Raw genomic sequence first — 17756 nt, 5'->3', positions numbered from 1 at the left:
ACCGATCGGTTGATTAGAAGCTGTAGTTGTAAGCCAGACCGATCATTTGCAGATTGGTCTTGTACGAACCCTTCGTGGTTTCGCCGTTACCGGTGCAGGAGCCACCGGCGCTGTTCACATTGGTGGGGTTGCAGCTGTCGGTGTAGTTCACGTTGGCGTTCTTGAACCAGATGTAGCTATAGGCAAAGTCGATCGAATTATTCTTGTTGAACTTGTAGTTGGCACCCAGCGACAACCAGGTACGGTCGCTATCCGGCAGCGCGACGTGACGCAGATTGTCGTTCGGCACCGGGCTTTGCTCGTAGGCGACACCGGTACGCAGCAGCAAGGCATCGCTGTACTTGTAGTTCATGCCCAGCGCGTAGGTCCACGAATCCTTCCAGCCTTGCTGGATTACCATCGCCCCTTCGCCAGACTTATCGAAGTTGATGGTAATATTCTTCATCGCCGAGTGGCCCCACCAAGTGGCGGTACCCATCACAGCCACCTTATCGGTCAGATCGTGATAAAAGCTGGCCGATGCAGAGTCGGGGGTGTCCACGGTGGTGTGGGCACTAGAGGTATTGTGAACCGAGGCAGCCAAGGCTTGTTGTACCGCCGGGACATTGGAGACACCGCTGTAATCCCAAGTCGCGGTACCGTCGAGCGTCGTACGGATGCGCGAGCGGTAAGCCAAACCGAAGCGGGTGTGGTCGTCCATCTTGTACAACCAGCCGAGGTTGAAGCCATAGCCCCAGCCATCGGCATCCAACGTCACCTGCCCGTCGCCCAATGACGGAGCAAGCCCCATCAGCGCAGTACCCTGTGCCACTTGGCCAGCCTGGACCAAGCCTGCGCCATAGAGGAAGATCCCCGTCTGGGTATCGACCGCCTTCTGCAGTTTGGCCTTCATGTACTGCGCCGAAAGGCCGAAACCAAAGCTGTTGTGCTCGTCCAGCTTGAACGAAATCGACGGATTGAAGTTGATCGTTTGCAGGCTGATATTTTCCAGCGCATAACGATTGACCGAATTGCTGCCATAGCCCAGCTTGGCGCCGAACGGCACGAAAATACCCATACCAATCGTGAACTTGTCGTCGATCTTGTGCGATAAGTACATGGTCGGTGCAATGACGGAGCTCGGGGCGAAACTGCTGTTGGTCTGATTGCCGCCCAGACCCAAACCGGTAGTGCCGTTCAAGTAACGATGCGACGACCCACTATCGGTATACTTCGAGTCCGGAATGACGTCGGTCAAGCCGAATTGGAACTGCGTGCCATCCAGTTCGGACATGCCGGCCGGGTTGTAATAGATCGTGGACGGATCTGCCGCTTCGGCGGCGTTGGCGTGCGCGGTACCTTGGGCGGCCACGCTTTGCGAACCGAAGTTGTAGCCCGAAGCCAGTGCTTGACCGGACAGCGCCGCGGCGCCCATGGCCATCACCGACAGACTGAGGAGCTTGAGTCTCATGTTATCCCTCTCGATGCATATAATATTTGATTTGGCGTATTTTATGAGAAACGCAAGGCGTTCCTGCAGGGATACTACCAGAGAATTAGAGTCTGTCCACTAAAAAACCGAGCACTTGTTCCAAACGCGTGTTTCACATCGCCGCTTTGCAACACGCCACCCAAATCTGTATACAATCACCAAAATTTAACCGATTTGCCGGGACTTCCCCTGAAAATCGACCGCCACATACGTCATGATCACTTCCGCCACCGCAACCATCGAGCCGTCGCCCCTCTGGGCCTGTGCCGTCATCTTGAGCACCAGCGAGTGCTGCCCCTTGCGTAAACATTCGGCATAAAGCGTCACCATGTCGCCGAGATAGATCGGCACCTGCAATTGAAAGGCATTGACCGAAACCGCCGCAACGGGCCCCTGGGTCAGGCGCTCGCCGGCCCGAGTCGCCGCCAGGTCGATCTGGGTCAAAAGCCAGCCGGCACGTACCCTGCCATGATCGTCCAGACTCTCTTGCGTCGCCTGAACGCACAGCGCCGGCGCGGGCGATGAATCGCTTGTCATAACCACCTCCATCGCCCAAGCCGGGCCGAAATATCGGCCCGGTCGAGACATATGTTGCAGTGCAATCAGAAAATCAGCCGTTCGAGCAAGCCTTCGTCATGCTTTTCAAGTTTCATGTCAAAGTCATCGACCATGATCACATCGCGCTTGAGCTTGCGTGCACGGGTCACGGCATCGAATTCGGCCTGGGTCAGCAGTTGCTGCTGCAGCGCTTCCGCCAGCCGTTCGCGCGCGGTCAGGGTCTTGAACTTACCTTCGCGCGCCAACTTGCGCAGCTTCTGCTCCAGCGGTTCGGTGTCGAGGATCGCCTGCAGAGCAATCGGCATCACGCCGACGGCGTCGCGCTCGTCCTTGGAGACAAAGATCCCACGCGTCAACCGTTCGCGCGCGGCGCCCGGGGTCATCAGCGTACGCGCCACCTGGGTACCCAGCTTGTCGGACGGCGGCGTGAGCGTCAGCCCCCACGGGAAGATCAGGCGACGCAGCGCCCAGGCCAGCGCACGGTTCGGCAAATTGTTGAGGAAGCCGTGCATGGCCTGTTGAACATCGTGCAGCGCCGATTCGACCGCCCAGCACACCAAGGGCAGATCATCCTGGTGAGCGCCGTCGCGTTCGAAGCGCTTGAGCGCGGCGGTGGCGATATAGAGGCCGGACAGCATATCGCCCAAGCGGGCAGACAGTTTCTCACGGAACTTGAGCGAACCGCCGAGGCTAAACATAGCCATATCGGACAGCAGCGCGAAGGCACTGGAGAAACGGGTAATCTGCTTATAGTAACGCCCGGTCGCCCCGCCCCTCGGGCTACGCACCAGCGCGGCGCAGGTCAGGCCCATCCAGAAGGCACGCACCTTGTTACTGCCGATAAAGCCGATGTGACCGGTGAAGGCATCGTCGAACTCGGCCAGATTATTATCCATGGCGGCGCGCATTTCGCGCAGCACGAACGGATGACAGCGGATAGCGCCCTGACCGTAAATGATCATCGAGCGGGTCAGGATGTTGGCGCCTTCGACCGTGATGGCGATTGGGATCGCTTGATAAGCGCGTCCCAGGTAGTTGCGCGGCCCCAGCACCACGGTCTTGCCGCCATGGATATCCATAGCGTCGTTGACCACTTTGCGCATGCGTTCGGTGTTGTGATACTTGAGCACCGCCGACAACACCGACGGCTTTTCACCCAGGTCCAGACCGGTCAAAGCCAGATCCTGCGCGGATTCCATCTGGTAGGTGTGACCGCCTACGCGGGCCAGCGCCTCGTCGACACCTTCGAACTTGCCGACCGGCAGGCCGAACTGGTCGCGAATGCGGGCAAAGGCGCCCGTCACGAAGCTGGCCAGCTTGCCGGAAGCCACCGACATGGCCGGCAACGAGATGCAACGTCCCACCGACAGGCACTCGACCAGCATGCGCCAGCCTTGGCCGACGTACTCCTGGCCGCCGATCACCCAGTCCATCGGGATGAAGACATCCTTACCCCAGGTCGGACCATTCATAAATACCGCGCCGCCAGGGAAATGGCGCCGGCCGATTTCCACGCCAGCGTGCGCCGTCGGCACCAGGGCGCAGGTGATACCGATATCCTGCTTATCGCCCAACAGGCCATCCGGGTCGAACAGTTTGAAGGCCAGGCCGAGCACGGTCGCCACCGGCGCCAGCGTAATCCAACGCTTTTCCCAAGTCACGCGGATGCCCAGCACATTCTGATGGTGCTCGCCCGTGCGCGGATCGGTATAGTCGCCACGGCAAACCACGCCGAAATCGGGAATGCTACCGGCGTCGGAGCCGGCATACGGGCTGGTCAAGGCAAAGCAAGGGATATCTTCGCCACGCGCCAGACGCGGCAGATAGTAATCTTTCTGCGCCTCGGTACCGTAATGCTGCAGCAATTCGCCCGGCCCCAGCGAGTTGGGCACCATCACCGACACCGCGGCCGAGCCGCTGCGGGTGGCGATCTTGGTGACCACCTTGGCGTGGCCGTAATTGGAGAACTCAAGGCCGCCGTACTTCTTCTGGATGATCATGCCCAGGAAGCCGCTTTGCTTGATGAAATCCCATACCTGCGGCGGCAAATCCATCTGTTCGTGGGTGATCGACCAATCGTCGATCATGCCGCACAAGGTTTCGGTCGGGCCGTCGATAAACGCTTGCTCCTCGGCCGACAACTTCGGCGCCGGGAAGGATTCGAGACGACGCCAGTCGGGTTTACCGGAGAACAGGTCGCGATCCCACCACACGGTACCGGCATTAATCGCCTCCTGCTCGGTCTGCGACATGGCCGGGGTGATTTTCTTGAAAATGGCGAATACCGGTCCGGTGAACACGACACGGCGCAACGGCGTGATGTTCAGCACCGCAGCCACCACGACGAACACGCCCCACACCCAGGGGGCGACGCCGCTCGCGGCACCCAACACCGGCAGCGCGCCGAGCCAGGCTGCCACCGCCACGCTCCACAGCAGAACCGGGGCGCGGAAGTACGCCAGCGACCCCAGGAGCACGATCAGGACGACAACAGATAACAACATAGACTTCTCCTCGTGTTGACCCATGTTCCGGCTTGCCGGGCATCGATGGCCCTGATCTGCCGGGATTTATTGTTTTGCCGGACGGGATATCCAGCCATGACTGCAAACTTCAGATACGTGCCGGCGCCACCAAGGCACTGACCACATACGGCAATAGGTGCTTGACGATCATGTCCGGGTCGCGAGCACTGACCACCTGGCTGCGAGTAAAAATCTTCAAGACATCGTTGCCGGCAAAGGCGTTAAACATGACGCTGAAGGAGAAATGCATACGCCAAGCGCGCTCTTCGGCATCCAGATCGGGCAATACGCGTTGAAAAGCGGCACTGTAGCGTTCGACGAATAGGCTGTATTGCTGCGATAGCGTTTCGCGCAGCACGCGATGGTTCTCGACCAGGGTGCGCGACAGCAAACGCACGAAGATCGCTCCGCCGCGCGAAGGATCTTTCGACAGCATCAAACAGGGACGGATGAAGCTCATGACCAAGCCTTCGACCGAGGGCTCGGGCTGTGTTTCGAGCGTATCCAATTCCGACAGACAGGCATTGATCAGCGGCGCTAGCCGACGCAGGAATACCGCCTCGAACAAGGCATCCTTCGAGCCGAAGTGGTAATTGACCGCGGCGAGATTGACGCCGGCTTGCTGAGTAATCATGCGCAGCGACGTTCCCTCGAAACCATGCTCGACGAATAGACGCTCGGATACGTCGAGTATCCGGCTGGTGGTATCGGGCTTGGCTGTGTCCATACTGTTTCCTGCTCCTGTCATCTTGTTATCGCGCTTTTGATGCTAAGCGCGTTTAGAACACACGTTTGAAACTTACGTTTTAATTTGATCCATGTCAATAGCCGTATAGCATGCGACGCCCACGTCCATCCGGCAGGCCATGACAATATAATTAAAACCGGCGACAAAACAAACACCGTTTCAAACAGACGTACTATTCACTGGGTTCTTAGACGAGCAGAAATGCGGAGATGGCCGGCACAAGCCGCAGAGAGACGTCGCCGCGCTAGGCGGCGACAGGCGAACAAAGGATGCGCGGCTCGCGCATCCCTGCGGGCTACAATCCGCGCAAGAGGTCGTTCTTCAGGTCATCGACATGCTCAAGCCCAACCGCGACGCGCAGCAGACCTTCGACGATGCCGGCCCGCTCGCGCGCCTCGGGCGTGACGCGCGCATGCGTCGTGGATGCCGGGTGCGTCAGCGTGCTTTTGACATCGCCCAGGTTGGCGGTGCGCGAAATCAACTCGATCGCATCGACAACACGCCAGGCCGCTTCACGCCCGCCCTTGACCACAAAGGACAGCACGGCGCCGCCCTGGCGCTGCTGACGCATGGCCAGCTCGTGCTGCGGGTGACTGGCCAGCCCCGGGTAGTAAACACGCTCCACCTGCGGCAGCTCGGCGAGCCAGCCCGCGAGTTGCAATGCCGTCGCGCACTGCCGATCCATACGGATGAACAGGGTTTCCAGCCCGGAGAGCAACACCCAGGCATTGAATGCCGACAGCGACGGACCGGCGGTACGCACATGCAGATAGATCGGTTCGATCAGGCGATCGCTGCCTACCACCGCGCCACCGAGCACCCGCCCGTGGCCATCGAGAAACTTGGTGGCCGAGTGCACCACCAAATCGGCGCCGAGTGAGAGCGGCTGCTGCAAAGCTGGCGAACAGAAGCAGTTATCGACCACCAGCAGCGCACCATGCGCGTGCGCCAACGCCGCCAGCGCAGCGATGTCCGCCACTTCGGTCAATGGGTTGGAGGGCGTTTCGACGAACAGGATGCGCGTATTGGGCCGAATGGCTGCACGCCAGGCCGCCAAGTCGGTCGGCGCGACGAAGCTGGTCTCGATGCCGAAACGCGACAACGTGCCGGCAAACAGATTCAACGTCGAACCGAACAAGCTTTGCGACGATAGCAGATGGTCGCCCGCCTGCAGATTGCTCAACATGACGGCCTGTATCGCCGCCATGCCGCTGGCGGTGGCAATGGCGCGCTCGCCGCCCTCCAGCGCCGCGAGCCTGTTCTGGAACGCACTGACGGTCGGATTGGTGAAACGGGAGTAGGTATAGCCTTCCTGTTCGCCCAAGAACAGGCGCGCGCCCTCTTCGGCGCTGCCGAAGGTGAAGCTTGACGACAGGAATACGCCTTGGCTGTGCTCGCCGAATTCGCTCAGCTCGCGGCCGGCGCGCACGGCCAGGGTTTCAGGATGCAATGGTGGGTTGGATGCGCTCATGGTTGCTCTTTTATTGTTTATGCCGTCGCTTGCCGGACAACCCCTAAATCAAGTTCTGCTCGGCCACGTTCAGGTTCAAGTCGATAAGCTGTGCCGAGGCATCTTCCTCGCCGGCCTTGGCCGCCAGGCGCGAGCATTCGATAGCGTCGAGGTAGGCCTGCGAAATATCGCCGGTGATGTACTTGCCGTCGAAGCACGAGGTCTCGAACTCGCTCAGGTTCGGGTTGACGCTGTGCACCGCTTCCATCAAGGCGCTCAGATCCTGGTAGATCACGGCGTCCGCGCCGATCTCGCGCGCGATCTCTTGCTCGCTGCGCCCGGTGGCCAGCAATTCGGCCCGGGTCGGCATGTCGATGCCATAGACATTGGGGAAGCGTACCGCAGGTGCGGCGGAAGCGAAATAGACTTTCTTGGCGCCGGCGTCGCGCGCCATCTGCACGATCTCCTTGGAAGTGGTACCGCGCACGATGGAATCGTCGACCAACATCACATTGCGCCCCTTGAACTCGGAGGCGACCGGATTGAGCTTCTGGCGAACCGATTTCTTGCGCACCGCCTGACCGGGCATGATGAAGGTACGGCCGATGTAGCGATTCTTGATGAAGCCCTCGCGGTACGGCAGCCCCAGGCAGTTGGCGAGTTGCAGCGCACTCGGCCGACTGGTATCGGGAATCGGCATCACCACGTCGATATCGATCTCGGGCAGCACGCGGCGCACCTTGTCGGCCAACTTGGCACCCATGGCGATGCGCGACAGGTAGACCGAGGCACCGTCGATCACCGAATCCGGCCGGGCGAAGTAGACATACTCGAACAGGCAAGGCGCACGCCGTGTGGCTCCCGCGCACTGGCGCGCATGGACGTCGCCGTCGAAGGACACGAACACGGCTTCGCCAGGTTCGACGTCGCGCAACAGTTCGAAGCCGGAGCAATCGAGCGCCACCGACTCGGAGGCGAACATGGTTTCGGTTTTACCGTTATGCGCATGCACCCCCATGACCAGCGGGCGGATGCCGTTCGGATCGCGGAAAGCCACCAGGCCGTAGCCGGCGATCATAGCGACCACGGCGTAAGCGCCCTTTACCCGGCGATGCACTTCCTCGACGGCCCCGAACACCGCATCGACCGACAGCTCATAGCCCTCGACGCGCTGTGCGATTTCGTGCGCAAAGACATTGAGCAGTACTTCCGAGTCGGAACTGGTATTGATATGCCGCAGATCGTGCCGGAACATATCGGCTTTGAGTTCGTCGGTATTGGTCAGGTTGCCGTTGTGCGCCAGCACGATACCGAAGGGCGAGTTGACGTAGAACGGTTGCGCCTCGGCCAGACAGGTGGCCGAGCCCGCTGTCGGATAGCGCACATGGGCGATGCCGGCCGTACCTTGCAGCGAACGCATATTGCGTGTGCGAAAGACGTCGCGCACCATGCCGCTACCCTTGTGCATGTGAAAGGTTTTGCCGGAAGCGGTAACGATGCCGGCCGCATCCTGACCCCGATGCTGCAACACCTGCAAACCGTCATATAGCAATTGATTGACGGCCGACTGACCGACCACACCCAGGATTCCACACATATTCGCTCTCTTCCAGAAACCGAAATGACCATAAAAAAAAGCGGAAATCTTGAGTTGAAGATATCAAGATATTCCGCTTGTCTCACCCTTTATCCGGGTAATGCAGGCTGCCGGCCAATATCGGCGGCAACCAGGGTTTTAATACCAGTGCCCCAGCCTCCAGCGGGGGCGCCAACAAAGCATTGCGCCAGACAGGCTCGCGCGGCAGATCGGTCAACCCGGCGATCAGGGTCAGCACCGCCAGCACCAGCGCGCCGCGCGCCAGCCCGAAACCGGCGCCCAACAATCGGTTGACTCCGCCGAGTCCGGCCGAGTCCAACAAACCGGTCAGCACCACGCGCAACAAGCAGGAAAGCAGCCAGACAACGAAGAACACCGCGAGGAAGGCGACCACCATGCGCAAACCTTGCGATGCCAGGGTACTCGGCACGAAACCGGTCAGCGCCGGGGAGAACTGTTTGGCGCACCAGAAAGCGATCAGCCAAGCACCAAGCGACAGCACCTCGACCACCAGGCCACGCACCAGGCCGACCACCACGGAACCGATCAGGATGGCGATCACGACGTAATCGAGCGCGGTCATGGTCTTATTGCCCTACCACGATGCCGGAGACGCCGGCATGGGCCAGCTTCTTCAGCACGGCATTGGCCTCGGCGCGGCTGGCGAAGGGACCGACCCGCACCCGAGTGACGGCGCCCTTGCTGGTCTGCACTCGGCTAAAGCGGGCATCGACACCCAAATCGGCCAGTCGCGCCTTCAGGGCGTCGGCCTTGGCCGAATCGGATAGCGCGGCCAATTGAATGACGAACTTGCCGCCACCGTCGGCTGGCTTGGCCACCGGCGCGGCGTCGCCCCCCTCGGCGCGTCCCTCTAGAATGGCGGCCGGGTCGACCGCCTTATGCGGCTTGGCGGCCGCTGGCGGCGTCTTGGCATGCGCCGGCTTGGCATGTGCGGCGGAAGCGTCGGCCGCACGCTTGTGCGCGGGGGCGGAAGCCTCGCCGCCAGCGGATTTGTGGGACGGCACGGCGTTTTGCGGCGCAGAACCCTCGGCGCGCGCCTTGAGATCCGGCGCGACCGGCTGCGACATCGTGGAGAGGGATTCGGGCAAGGCCGTCGCCTCGGGGCGCGAAGCTTCCTTCGGCGCGGAGGACACGACCGGCGCGGCAGGCGCCGCGCTTTGCGCCGCCCCCGAAGCCACACCGACCACCAACACCGATTCGGGTCGCATCGGCTGTTCCGCCCCGCGGCCCAGCACCTTCCACAACACCACGGTGGCGATCAGCACCAGCACCACGGCGCCCACCAGGCGTCGGCGCGCGCGCTTTTTCAGCAGCAGCAGTTCTTCTTGAGCGGACAGACCGGCCATGCAATCCTCAGGTTAGTGACTGCCGGGCGGACATCGCCTCGGCAACGGTATGGAACGACCCGAAAACGACGATTCTATCATTCTCCGCGGCAACCGATAAGGCACTCTTCCATGCGTCGGAAACCGTATCGAAAACCCGCAGATTTTTCGCCCCTTGCGCCTTGAGCCGTTCGGCGATCTGCGCCCCGCTCTGCCCGCGCGGCATGTCCAGCCCCCCGACGAACCAGCCGTCGAATTCGTCCGCCGCCAAAGCGGCCACGGTCTCCAGATCCTTGTCGGCCAACATCGAGAACACCGCATAACGACTTTCGGCGAACGGCAACTGGCGGAGGTTCGCCACCAAGGCGCGCACCGCGTGTGGGTTATGGCCGACATCGAACACCACCTGCGGCCGCCCCGGCAGCACCTGGAAACGCCCGGGCCAATCGACTTCGAGCAAGCCGCGCTTGATGGCGCCCAGATCGACCGGCAGGCGATCGTGCAACAAGGCCAGCGCCGCCAGCGCCGCAGATGCGTTGCCGAGTTGGTAAGTACCGCGCAACGCCGGCAAGGGCAGCGCGTGCCAGTGCCGTTCGCCCAGATGGAACGACCACTGCTGTTCGAGGCGGTTGAAGCCGAAATCGCGGCCGACCAGGTAGAGCGGCGCACCGATGGCGGCAGCGTGGTCGAGCAGGCTTTGCGGCGGATCGACATCGGCGCAGACGGCAGGCTTGCCGGAGCGGAAGATTCCGGCTTTTTCGAAGCCGATACTTTCCCGGTTGTCGCCGAGATAGTCCTGATGATCGAGGTCGATGCTGACCACGACCGACACGTCGGGCTCGAACGCGTTGACGGCATCGAGCCGACCGCCCAGCCCGACCTCCAGCACGATCACGTCCACCTCCGCGCGCAGGAAGCACCACACCGCCGCCAAGGTGCCGAATTCGAAATAGGACAGCGGCACGTCGCCGCGCCCGGCCTCGACCGCCGCGAAACCATCAAGCAATGCCGCATCGTCGACCGGCCGCATATCGATAGCGACGCGCTCGTTGTAGCGCAGGATATGCGGGGAAGTGTAGGTGCCGACGCGGAAACCGGCACGCATCAGCATGGTGGACAGCATGGCGCTGACCGAGCCCTTGCCGTTGGTGCCGCCAACCATGATCACCGGACAGGCCGGTGCGAGCGCCATGGCATCGCGCACGCGACCAACCCGTTCCAGGCCCAGGTCGATCATTTTGGCGTGCAGGGTTTCAAGATAGGAAAGCCACTCGGGCAAGGTGCGCGTTTGCATCATCGGGATCCCTGGAACACCGGCGCATGAACGCGCCAGCGAATGAACATCCGCAGGCGACGCAATGCGTCGCTCGACGCGGAATCGGCCAGCAGCACGCAATGTCGGCGCCGGCCTGCCTGCCGATAGTGGAGCACAATCAATCCGGGCAGCGCCACGCTGCTGTCGCACAGCTCGACGTCGGTCCATTCGCCGCCTTGGCGGACAGCCAACCGTTCGCCGCCGCGCACTTCGAGCGCCTCGAGGTCGCCCGCCTCGCGCCAGAGGCACCAGAGCAGGCCAGGCAGCGGTATCAGCCACCACAGCGGCGCGGCATCGGGCCAGCATACCCAGAACGCCAGCGAGCAACCGGCGATCACGGCCAGCCACCAGCGCGACCGACGTAGCGGCACGGTAAAATCCGCCGCCGATTCCAACGCGACGCGTCGCCCGGTCATTCGGTCTCGCCGGCCGGACGGTTGGTGATATCGCCCTCGACGCTGTCGAACACCTGGGAGTGGATTTCGACGTCGAACCATTCCCAGAACGCCTTGAGCGACATATCTTGCGGCCAAAGCGCGGTATCTTCGCACCAACCCGCCAACTCCATCTTGAACAGTTGCTCGTAGATTTCGTCCAGATAAGCCACGCACTTTTCAGGCTCGTCGAAATCAGGCAAAAGAATGGCGTTGCAGTTACTGCGCAGCGTATCGAGCGTCAGATCGAGGTCATTGTCCGGCAGCGCATGAAGCCATTGATGGAACGGTTGTTTGGGCTTGATTACCGCCACGGAGCGATCGACAAAAAACATGGAGTCGTCCTTCTACTGTTTTTGACCAGGGCAGCATTGTATCGCATATTCGTGCATTGCCTTCGGCGAATGCACGCTACAATACCCGTCGATTTTCTCCTACCCGTATAGACACACCATGGCACTCATCACCGTCGAAAAGGCCTGCCTGGCCTACGGCCACCACGCACTGCTGGATCACGTCGACTTCTCCCTCGAGCCCGGCGAAATCGTCGGACTGATCGGACGCAACGGCGCCGGCAAATCCTCACTGCTCAAGGCCATCGCCGGCACGACCCGGCTCGACGACGGGCGCATCAACATCAAGGGCGACATCTCGGTCGCCTATGTGCCGCAGGAGCCGGCGCTCGATGCGGAACACACGGTGTTCGAGGCCGTGGCCGAGGGACTGGGCGAACTCAAGCAACTACTGACCGACTACCACCGCCTGACCTCCGCCCTGGAGCGGCCGGAGGCCGACCATGATGCGCTACTGGCGGAGATGGCGCCGATCCAGCACAAGCTGGAAGCGCTTGGCGGCTGGCAGTTCGACGCGCAGATCAGCGCCGCGCTCGGCCACTTGCGCTTGCCGGCCGACAAGCGCATCGGCGAGCTGTCCGGCGGCTGGAAAAAACGCGTGGCACTGGCTCGCGCCCTTTGCGCCCGCCCGGACGTACTGCTATTGGACGAACCGACCAACCACCTCGACGTCGATGCCATCGTCTGGCTGGAAGATTTGCTGAAGTCCTATGGCGGCAGCGTTTTGCTGATCACTCACGACCGCCGCTTCCTGGACAACACCGTCACCCGCATCGTCGAGCTCGACCGCGGGATTTTGCGCAGCTATCCCGGCTCGTTCGCCGCCTACCTGGGCACCAAAGCCGAGGAACTGGCCGCCGAAGAGGAGCAGAACCGGGTATTCGACAAGTTCCACGCCCAAGAGGAAGTCTGGATCCGCAAGGGCATCGAGGCGCGCAGGACGCGCAATATGGGCCGGGTGCGCCGACTGGAGGAACTGCGTCGACAGCGCGCGGCGCGGCGCGAACGCGTCGGCCAGGTCAACTTCCAACTCGCCAGCGGCGAACGTTCCGGCAAGCTGGTGGCGGAATTGGAGCAAGTCAACAAGGGGTTTGCCGGCAAAACGCTGATCGATCGTTTCACCACCCGCATTCTGCGCGGCGACAAGATCGGTTTGATCGGTCCCAACGGTATCGGCAAGACTACGCTACTCAAATTGATCCTGGGGGAACTCGAACCCGACAGCGGCAGCGTGCGCCGCGGCACCGGCCTTCAGATCGCCTATTTCGACCAATTCCGCGAACAACTGGACGAAAACGCCTCCGTCGTCGACATCATCAGCCAGGGCAACGAATTCCTCGACATCGGCGGCACTCGCAAGCATGTCATGAGCTACCTGGAGGATTTCCTGTTCGCCCCGGCGCGTGCGCGCAGCCCGGTACACTCGCTCTCGGGCGGCGAGCGCAACCGCTTGCTGCTGGCGCGGCTGTTCACGCGGCCGGCCAATGTCCTGGTGCTCGACGAGCCGACCAACGACCTGGACATCGACACCCTGGAACTGCTGGAGGAACTGCTGGCGAATTACGATGGCACGGTCTTCCTGGTCAGCCACGACCGTGCCTTTCTCGACAACGTCGTGACCCAGGTCATCGCCTTCGAAGGCGACGGCCGACTGGAGGAAGCCCCGGGCGGCTACCAGGATTGGCTCGACACCAAGGATCGCATGGCCAGTTTGCAAGCACCCGCCCCCGGGCGCACACAGGCCTCGGTCCAGCCCCAAGCCAAGCAGGAAAAGCCCAAAGCCGGAAAAGCCAAGCTGTCCTACAATGAGAACCGGGAGTTGGCCGAATTACCGGATTTACTGGAAAAGCTGGAAGCCGAACAGCAGGCGCTCAATCAGAAGCTGCTCGACCCCAACTGTTATCGCGACACCCCGAGCGACGCGCGCGCCTGGCAGGCGCGCATCGAGGAAATCGAAGGGCTGCTACTGGAGAAACTGGCCCGCTGGGAAGAACTGGAAGCCAAACTGAAATGATGCGCCGCCTCTGCTCAACTTTGCTGATCCTGCTGCTGGCCGCATGCAGCAGCGCCCCGCCGCTCAAGCAGCGGCCGCGGCCACAGGCGGGCGGGCAGCAGTATCAGCTATCGCATCTGGAAGCCGAGGGCGCCGGGCGCGAGATCCTGATGTACACCTTGAGCCTGCTGGACGTCGGCTATCAGTTCGGCGGCAGCAATCCGGCCGCCGGGCTCGATTGCAGCGGTATGGTCAGCTATATCTATCTCAACGCGGTCGGCCTCAAACTGCCGCATAACGCCGCGCAAATCGCCAACCTGTCTCGACCGATCGACACTTCATCGCTGCGGGTGGGCGACTTGGTGTTCTTCAACACCTTAAACCGCCCCTACTCGCACATGGGCATCTATATCGGCGACGGCAAGTTCGTGCACGCCCCGCATAGCAATAGCGTGATTCGCATCGACCGGCTGGATAACCGCTACTTCTCCGCCCGCTTCGACGGCGCACGCACCCTCTTCAGCTAAAACCATCCAGGCGCGACCCTAGCTCGCGGCCTGGCTTGGCGGTATGATCGACGCGTTAGCCATCGCATTTTTTACCTCACGACCAGACCCAAGGAAAGTAAAGTGGAACTGTCCAAGCGTGTTCTCGCCATCAAGGAATCCCCGACACTCGCCATTACCGCCAAGGCGCAAAAACTCAAGGCCGAGGGCCGCGACGTGATCGCACTCGCCGCCGGCGAGCCTGACTTCGACACCCCGGCGCACATCAAGGCCGCCGCGATCGATGCCATCAACAAAGGCTTCACCAAATACACCCCGGTGGCGGGCACGCCAAGTCTGAAACAAGCGGCGATCAATAAATTCAAACGCGACAACGGCGTCGAGTACAGCGCCAAGCAGATCTTGGTTTCGGTCGGCGGCAAGCAGAGCTTCTTCAACCTGTGCATGGCACTGATCGGGCCGGGTGACGAAGTGGTGATTCCCGCGCCGTACTGGGTCTCCTACCCGGACATCGTGCTGTTGGCCGAAGGTACGCCGGTGGTGGTGAGCTGTGGTATCGAGCAAGGTTTCAAACTGAGCGCCGCGCAACTGGAAGCCGCCATCACGCCGAAAACCAAGCTCTTGGTGCTCAATAGCCCGTCCAACCCGACCGGCGCGGTCTACACGCTGGAAGAACTGACCGCACTGGCCGAAGTCCTCAAGCGCCACCCGCAGGTGATGATCGCCTCGGACGACATGTACGAACATGTACTGCTGGGCGACACGCGTTTCTATAACATCCTCAACGCCGCGCCCGAGCTGAAAGAACGCACCATCTTGCTCAACGGCGTTTCCAAGGCTTACTCGATGACCGGTTGGCGTATCGGCTACGCCGGCGGGCCGGAATGGCTGATCAAAGCCATGGAGAATATCCAATCGCAATCGACCTCCAACCCGACTTCGATCTCGCAGGTTGCGGCCGAGGCGGCGCTCAACGGCGATCAGGGTTGCATCGCGCCGATGCTGGAAGCGTTCAATCAACGCCATGTGTACGTCGTCGACTATTTCAACCGTATCCGTGGCCTGAAATGCTTGCCGGCCGGCGGGGCGTTCTACGCCTTCGTCGACGCGCGCGCAGCCATCGCACACCTGCACGCCGAAGGTAAGATCGGCGAGGCGACCGATATGGCGCTCGGCGGCTACCTACTGGAAACGCAAGACGTTGCCGTGGTGCCGGGTTCGGCCTTCGGCGCGGAAGGCTACTTCCGTATTAGTTTCGCCACCAGCATGGGCAACCTGGAAAAAGCACTGGCGCGCATCGAAAAGGCGCTGAGCTAAGCAGCACACTCGCGGCATGCCACCGATGACGTGGCATGCCGCCCCTCTCGGTCGTCACATAAAAAATTCCAAAAGAATTTTATATAAAATAATTAAATGACAAACGCAATAAAGACATATTGCGTTCCCGGTACGTCCCTCCTAAGCTGGAAAACATAACAAGTCAAGGAGAGACCTCGTGCGTAAACTCATATTGCTGTTCTGGCCATCCTTCGTCATCGCCTGCCTGGCCTCGGTGACGTTCTTCGCGCTGTTCGACCCCTACGAGCTCAGGCTACACGGCACACAGCTATTCAGTGACAAACGCGCGGCCTATACCTTCTTCTTGTTGGCGGCCTGGGCATTCGGCGCACTCAATACCGCCGTTGTCTTTCTGCTGGAGAAGCCCGCCGCCGACGTCAACGGCTTCTGCCCGATGCAGCATGCCGAGGCCAGCGTGGGCGACCCCGACTCGCCCAGCGGCGAAGCACCCAAATGAAAAAGGCAGCCACTGGCTGCCTTTTTCTTATCGTTCATTGCACACGATTTTAGAAGACGTTCAAGCCCTTGAGCATGACGATCAAGATCAGCACCGGCGACACCCAGCGCAACACCGTGAAGATGGCACGCAGCAGCCCCTGATTTTGCAATGCGCCTTGATTGCTCAATTCGGCCTCGAAGCGCTGCTTGCCCCACACCCAGCCCACGAACAGACATAGGCCGATACCGCCCAGCGGCATCATGATGTTGGAAGTCGCGAAGTCGAACAGATCGAAGGCCGTCATGCCGAACAGTTTGACGTTGGCCATGCTGCTATTGGACAAGGCGCAAGTGGCACCAACCAACGCCAAGAGCGCCAGCGACAACCAGGTGGCGGTAGCGCGCTTCATTTTGAAATGTTCGTTAAGCAGCGCGATCGGCACTTCGAGAATCGATAGCATCGCGCCCATCGACGCCACGGCGGTCAGCACGAAGAAGGCGAACATGAACACGTGGCCGAACGGCATGTTGTGGAACACGGCCGGAATGGTAATGAACAGCAGCGACGGCCCGGCGGCGGGCTTGAAACCGAAGGCGAACACCGCGGGGAAGATGGCGATACCGGCCAGCATGGAGACGAACAGATCGGCGCACATCACGCGGAAAGCGGTCAGCGGGATGTTCTGATCGTCGCGGAAGTAGCTGCCGTAAGTCATCATGGTGCCCATGCCGATCGACAGTTTGAAGAACGCCAGCCCGACGGCGGTCAACACCACGGCGCCGGTGATCTTGCTGAAGTCCGGCTTGAACAGGAACGCCAGGCCCTGGGCCGCGCCCGGCAGCATCAAGCTACGCACGCCGACCACCACCAGTAGAATGAACAGAACCGGCATCAGTTTCTTGGTGGCGGCCTCGATGCCCTTGGAGACCCCGAGCAACAAAATACCGCCCATCAGCACCAGCACCAACCATTGCCACATCAGCGACTGCATCGGGTCGCCGATCAATTGGCCGAACACGCCCTCGGTAACCTTGGGATCGCTGGTCAAGAGGCCGGAACCCGCGGCTTTGAACACATAGGCGAACACCCAGGCGGCCACTTCGGAATAGAAGGCCATGATCAGAAAAGCCGACAACACACCGGCCACGCTGATCAGCCACCACGGCTGGCCCCGAGGCGACAGGGTCTTCATGGTGGTATAGGCGTTGGCCTTGGCTTTGCGGCCCAACATGATCTCGGCGATCATCACCGGCAGGCCGACGAGCAATGTGGCCAGCACATAGACGACCAGGAATCCGGCCCCGCCATTGGTGCCGGTCAGATAGGGGAATTTCCAGATATTGCCGAGACCGACCGCAGAGCCCAGCGTTGCCGCCAAGACGCCAAAACTGGAAGTAAACCCATCGCGGGTTGCCGCAGGCGCGGCGACTGTTTCTTGTTTCATGAATTTTTTCTCTAATTATCTCTTTGTGCCCAAACTACATCACCTGCATCCTTGCCGCAGGTACCACTGTCCTTATGCACCTCCTTGGCTCGCAGAACAACTGCCAGCTGCGTTATGCGCCTTGCATTCGAACTATTTTTTGCCAAACGCCAGGGTAAATAACTGGCAAGAGAATACTTGTCAGACAAAGATGATTTTGCAGGTTTTTTGGAGCGGTGCAAAGAAACTCTTTGTATTCA

Annotated in this window: 16 protein-coding genes; 4 read left to right on the top strand and 12 right to left on the bottom strand. The window is 60.9% G+C overall.

The genetic code is table 11. The features are described from left to right. Positions 1-13: 13 nt before the first annotated feature. The 11 genes from DFP86_RS16445 to DFP86_RS16395 form a co-directional block, all read right to left on the bottom strand. Positions 14-1450, bottom strand: a complete 1437-nt coding sequence (locus DFP86_RS16445; protein ID WP_133683260.1) for an OmpP1/FadL family transporter — start codon at positions 1448-1450, stop codon at positions 14-16. A 186-nt stretch (positions 1451-1636) separates the two neighbouring features. Further along, a complete protein-coding gene (locus DFP86_RS16440; RefSeq protein ID WP_133683258.1) occupies positions 1637-2008 on the bottom strand; it encodes an acyl-CoA thioesterase in 372 nt (123 codons plus the stop codon). 65 nt (positions 2009-2073) lie between these two features. Further along, positions 2074-4533 carry an acyl-CoA dehydrogenase gene (locus tag DFP86_RS16435; protein ID WP_243729423.1) on the bottom strand — a complete coding sequence of 820 codons (2460 nt, stop codon included), beginning with the start codon at positions 4531-4533 and terminating at the stop codon, positions 2074-2076. 109 nt (positions 4534-4642) lie between these two features. Further along, complete coding sequence (locus DFP86_RS16430; RefSeq protein ID WP_133683256.1) at positions 4643-5281, bottom strand: TetR/AcrR family transcriptional regulator; 639 nt, start codon at positions 5279-5281, stop codon at positions 4643-4645. A 316-nt stretch (positions 5282-5597) separates the two neighbouring features. Beyond that, positions 5598-6773 (bottom strand): O-succinylhomoserine sulfhydrylase, encoded by a 1176-nt coding sequence (locus DFP86_RS16425; RefSeq protein WP_133683254.1) that lies wholly within the window; start codon positions 6771-6773, stop codon positions 5598-5600. Between the two features lie 43 nt (positions 6774-6816). Then, positions 6817-8349 (bottom strand): amidophosphoribosyltransferase, encoded by a 1533-nt coding sequence (gene purF, locus DFP86_RS16420; RefSeq protein WP_133683252.1) that lies wholly within the window; start codon positions 8347-8349, stop codon positions 6817-6819. Between the two features lie 82 nt (positions 8350-8431). Further along, positions 8432-8932, bottom strand: coding sequence for a CvpA family protein (locus DFP86_RS16415; RefSeq protein WP_133683250.1), 501 nt, complete (start codon positions 8930-8932; stop codon positions 8432-8434). Between the two features lie 4 nt (positions 8933-8936). Continuing rightward, complete coding sequence (locus tag DFP86_RS16410; protein WP_133683249.1) at positions 8937-9716, bottom strand: SPOR domain-containing protein; 780 nt, start codon at positions 9714-9716, stop codon at positions 8937-8939. Between the two features lie 7 nt (positions 9717-9723). Further along, a complete protein-coding gene (folC, locus tag DFP86_RS16405; RefSeq protein WP_133683393.1) occupies positions 9724-10989 on the bottom strand; it encodes a bifunctional tetrahydrofolate synthase/dihydrofolate synthase in 1266 nt (421 codons plus the stop codon). Then, entirely contained in the window at positions 10989-11426 is a 438-nt protein-coding gene (locus DFP86_RS16400) for a protein YgfX (protein ID WP_133683247.1), read from the bottom strand. Before DFP86_RS16400 ends, folC begins: the two co-directional genes overlap by 1 nt. Next, positions 11423-11779, bottom strand: coding sequence for a hypothetical protein (locus DFP86_RS16395; protein ID WP_133683245.1), 357 nt, complete (start codon positions 11777-11779; stop codon positions 11423-11425). Before DFP86_RS16395 ends, DFP86_RS16400 begins: the two co-directional genes overlap by 4 nt. A gap of 118 nt (positions 11780-11897) precedes the next feature. Here DFP86_RS16395 and DFP86_RS16390 point away from each other — a divergent pair, with 118 nt between their 5' ends. The 4 genes from DFP86_RS16390 to DFP86_RS16375 all read left to right on the top strand — a co-directional run bounded on the left by DFP86_RS16390 (position 11898) and on the right by DFP86_RS16375 (position 16091). After that, entirely contained in the window at positions 11898-13811 is a 1914-nt protein-coding gene (locus tag DFP86_RS16390) for an ATP-binding cassette domain-containing protein (protein ID WP_133683243.1), read from the top strand. Further along, on the top strand, positions 13808-14317 hold the full coding sequence (locus DFP86_RS16385) for a C40 family peptidase (RefSeq protein WP_133683241.1): 510 nt from the start codon (positions 13808-13810) through the stop codon (positions 14315-14317). The genes DFP86_RS16390 and DFP86_RS16385 overlap by 4 nt, the downstream gene beginning before the upstream one ends. A gap of 102 nt (positions 14318-14419) precedes the next feature. Beyond that, entirely contained in the window at positions 14420-15613 is a 1194-nt protein-coding gene (locus tag DFP86_RS16380) for a pyridoxal phosphate-dependent aminotransferase (protein WP_133683239.1), read from the top strand. A gap of 178 nt (positions 15614-15791) precedes the next feature. After that, a complete protein-coding gene (locus DFP86_RS16375) occupies positions 15792-16091 on the top strand; it encodes a hypothetical protein (protein WP_133683237.1) in 300 nt (99 codons plus the stop codon). A 49-nt stretch (positions 16092-16140) separates the two neighbouring features. Here the strand turns inward: DFP86_RS16375 and DFP86_RS16370 are convergent, their stop codons facing one another. Further along, complete coding sequence (locus DFP86_RS16370; RefSeq protein ID WP_133683235.1) at positions 16141-17517, bottom strand: sodium-dependent transporter; 1377 nt, start codon at positions 17515-17517, stop codon at positions 16141-16143. Positions 17518-17756 lie beyond the last annotated feature (239 nt).

This window comes from Paludibacterium purpuratum (assembly GCF_004363805.1).
In the GTDB taxonomy this organism is placed as follows: Bacteria; Pseudomonadota; Gammaproteobacteria; order Burkholderiales; family Chromobacteriaceae; genus Paludibacterium; species Paludibacterium purpuratum.
This window is presented reverse-complemented; position numbering and strand designations above follow the sequence as displayed.

What these genes read in the sequence shown, in the direction of transcription:
- DFP86_RS16445 (WP_133683260.1), bottom strand. Translation starts at nt 1,450, where the DNA reads ATGAGACTCAAGCTCCTCAGTCTGTCGGTGATGGCCATGGGCGCCGCG.
- DFP86_RS16440 (WP_133683258.1), bottom strand. Translation starts at nt 2,008, where the DNA reads ATGACAAGCGATTCATCGCCCGCGCCGGCGCTGTGCGTTCAGGCGACG.
- DFP86_RS16435 (WP_243729423.1), bottom strand. Translation starts at nt 4,533, where the DNA reads ATGTTGTTATCTGTTGTCGTCCTGATCGTGCTCCTGGGGTCGCTGGCG.
- DFP86_RS16430 (WP_133683256.1), bottom strand. Translation starts at nt 5,281, where the DNA reads ATGGACACAGCCAAGCCCGATACCACCAGCCGGATACTCGACGTATCC.
- DFP86_RS16425 (WP_133683254.1), bottom strand. Translation starts at nt 6,773, where the DNA reads ATGAGCGCATCCAACCCACCATTGCATCCTGAAACCCTGGCCGTGCGC.
- purF (WP_133683252.1), bottom strand. Translation starts at nt 8,349, where the DNA reads ATGTGTGGAATCCTGGGTGTGGTCGGTCAGTCGGCCGTCAATCAATTG.
- DFP86_RS16415 (WP_133683250.1), bottom strand. Translation starts at nt 8,932, where the DNA reads ATGACCGCGCTCGATTACGTCGTGATCGCCATCCTGATCGGTTCCGTG.
- DFP86_RS16410 (WP_133683249.1), bottom strand. Translation starts at nt 9,716, where the DNA reads ATGGCCGGTCTGTCCGCTCAAGAAGAACTGCTGCTGCTGAAAAAGCGC.
- folC (WP_133683393.1), bottom strand. Translation starts at nt 10,989, where the DNA reads ATGCAAACGCGCACCTTGCCCGAGTGGCTTTCCTATCTTGAAACCCTG.
- DFP86_RS16400 (WP_133683247.1), bottom strand. Translation starts at nt 11,426, where the DNA reads ATGACCGGGCGACGCGTCGCGTTGGAATCGGCGGCGGATTTTACCGTG.
- DFP86_RS16395 (WP_133683245.1), bottom strand. Translation starts at nt 11,779, where the DNA reads ATGTTTTTTGTCGATCGCTCCGTGGCGGTAATCAAGCCCAAACAACCG.
- DFP86_RS16390 (WP_133683243.1), top strand. Translation starts at nt 11,898, where the DNA reads ATGGCACTCATCACCGTCGAAAAGGCCTGCCTGGCCTACGGCCACCAC.
- DFP86_RS16385 (WP_133683241.1), top strand. Translation starts at nt 13,808, where the DNA reads ATGATGCGCCGCCTCTGCTCAACTTTGCTGATCCTGCTGCTGGCCGCA.
- DFP86_RS16370 (WP_133683235.1), bottom strand. Translation starts at nt 17,517, where the DNA reads ATGAAACAAGAAACAGTCGCCGCGCCTGCGGCAACCCGCGATGGGTTT.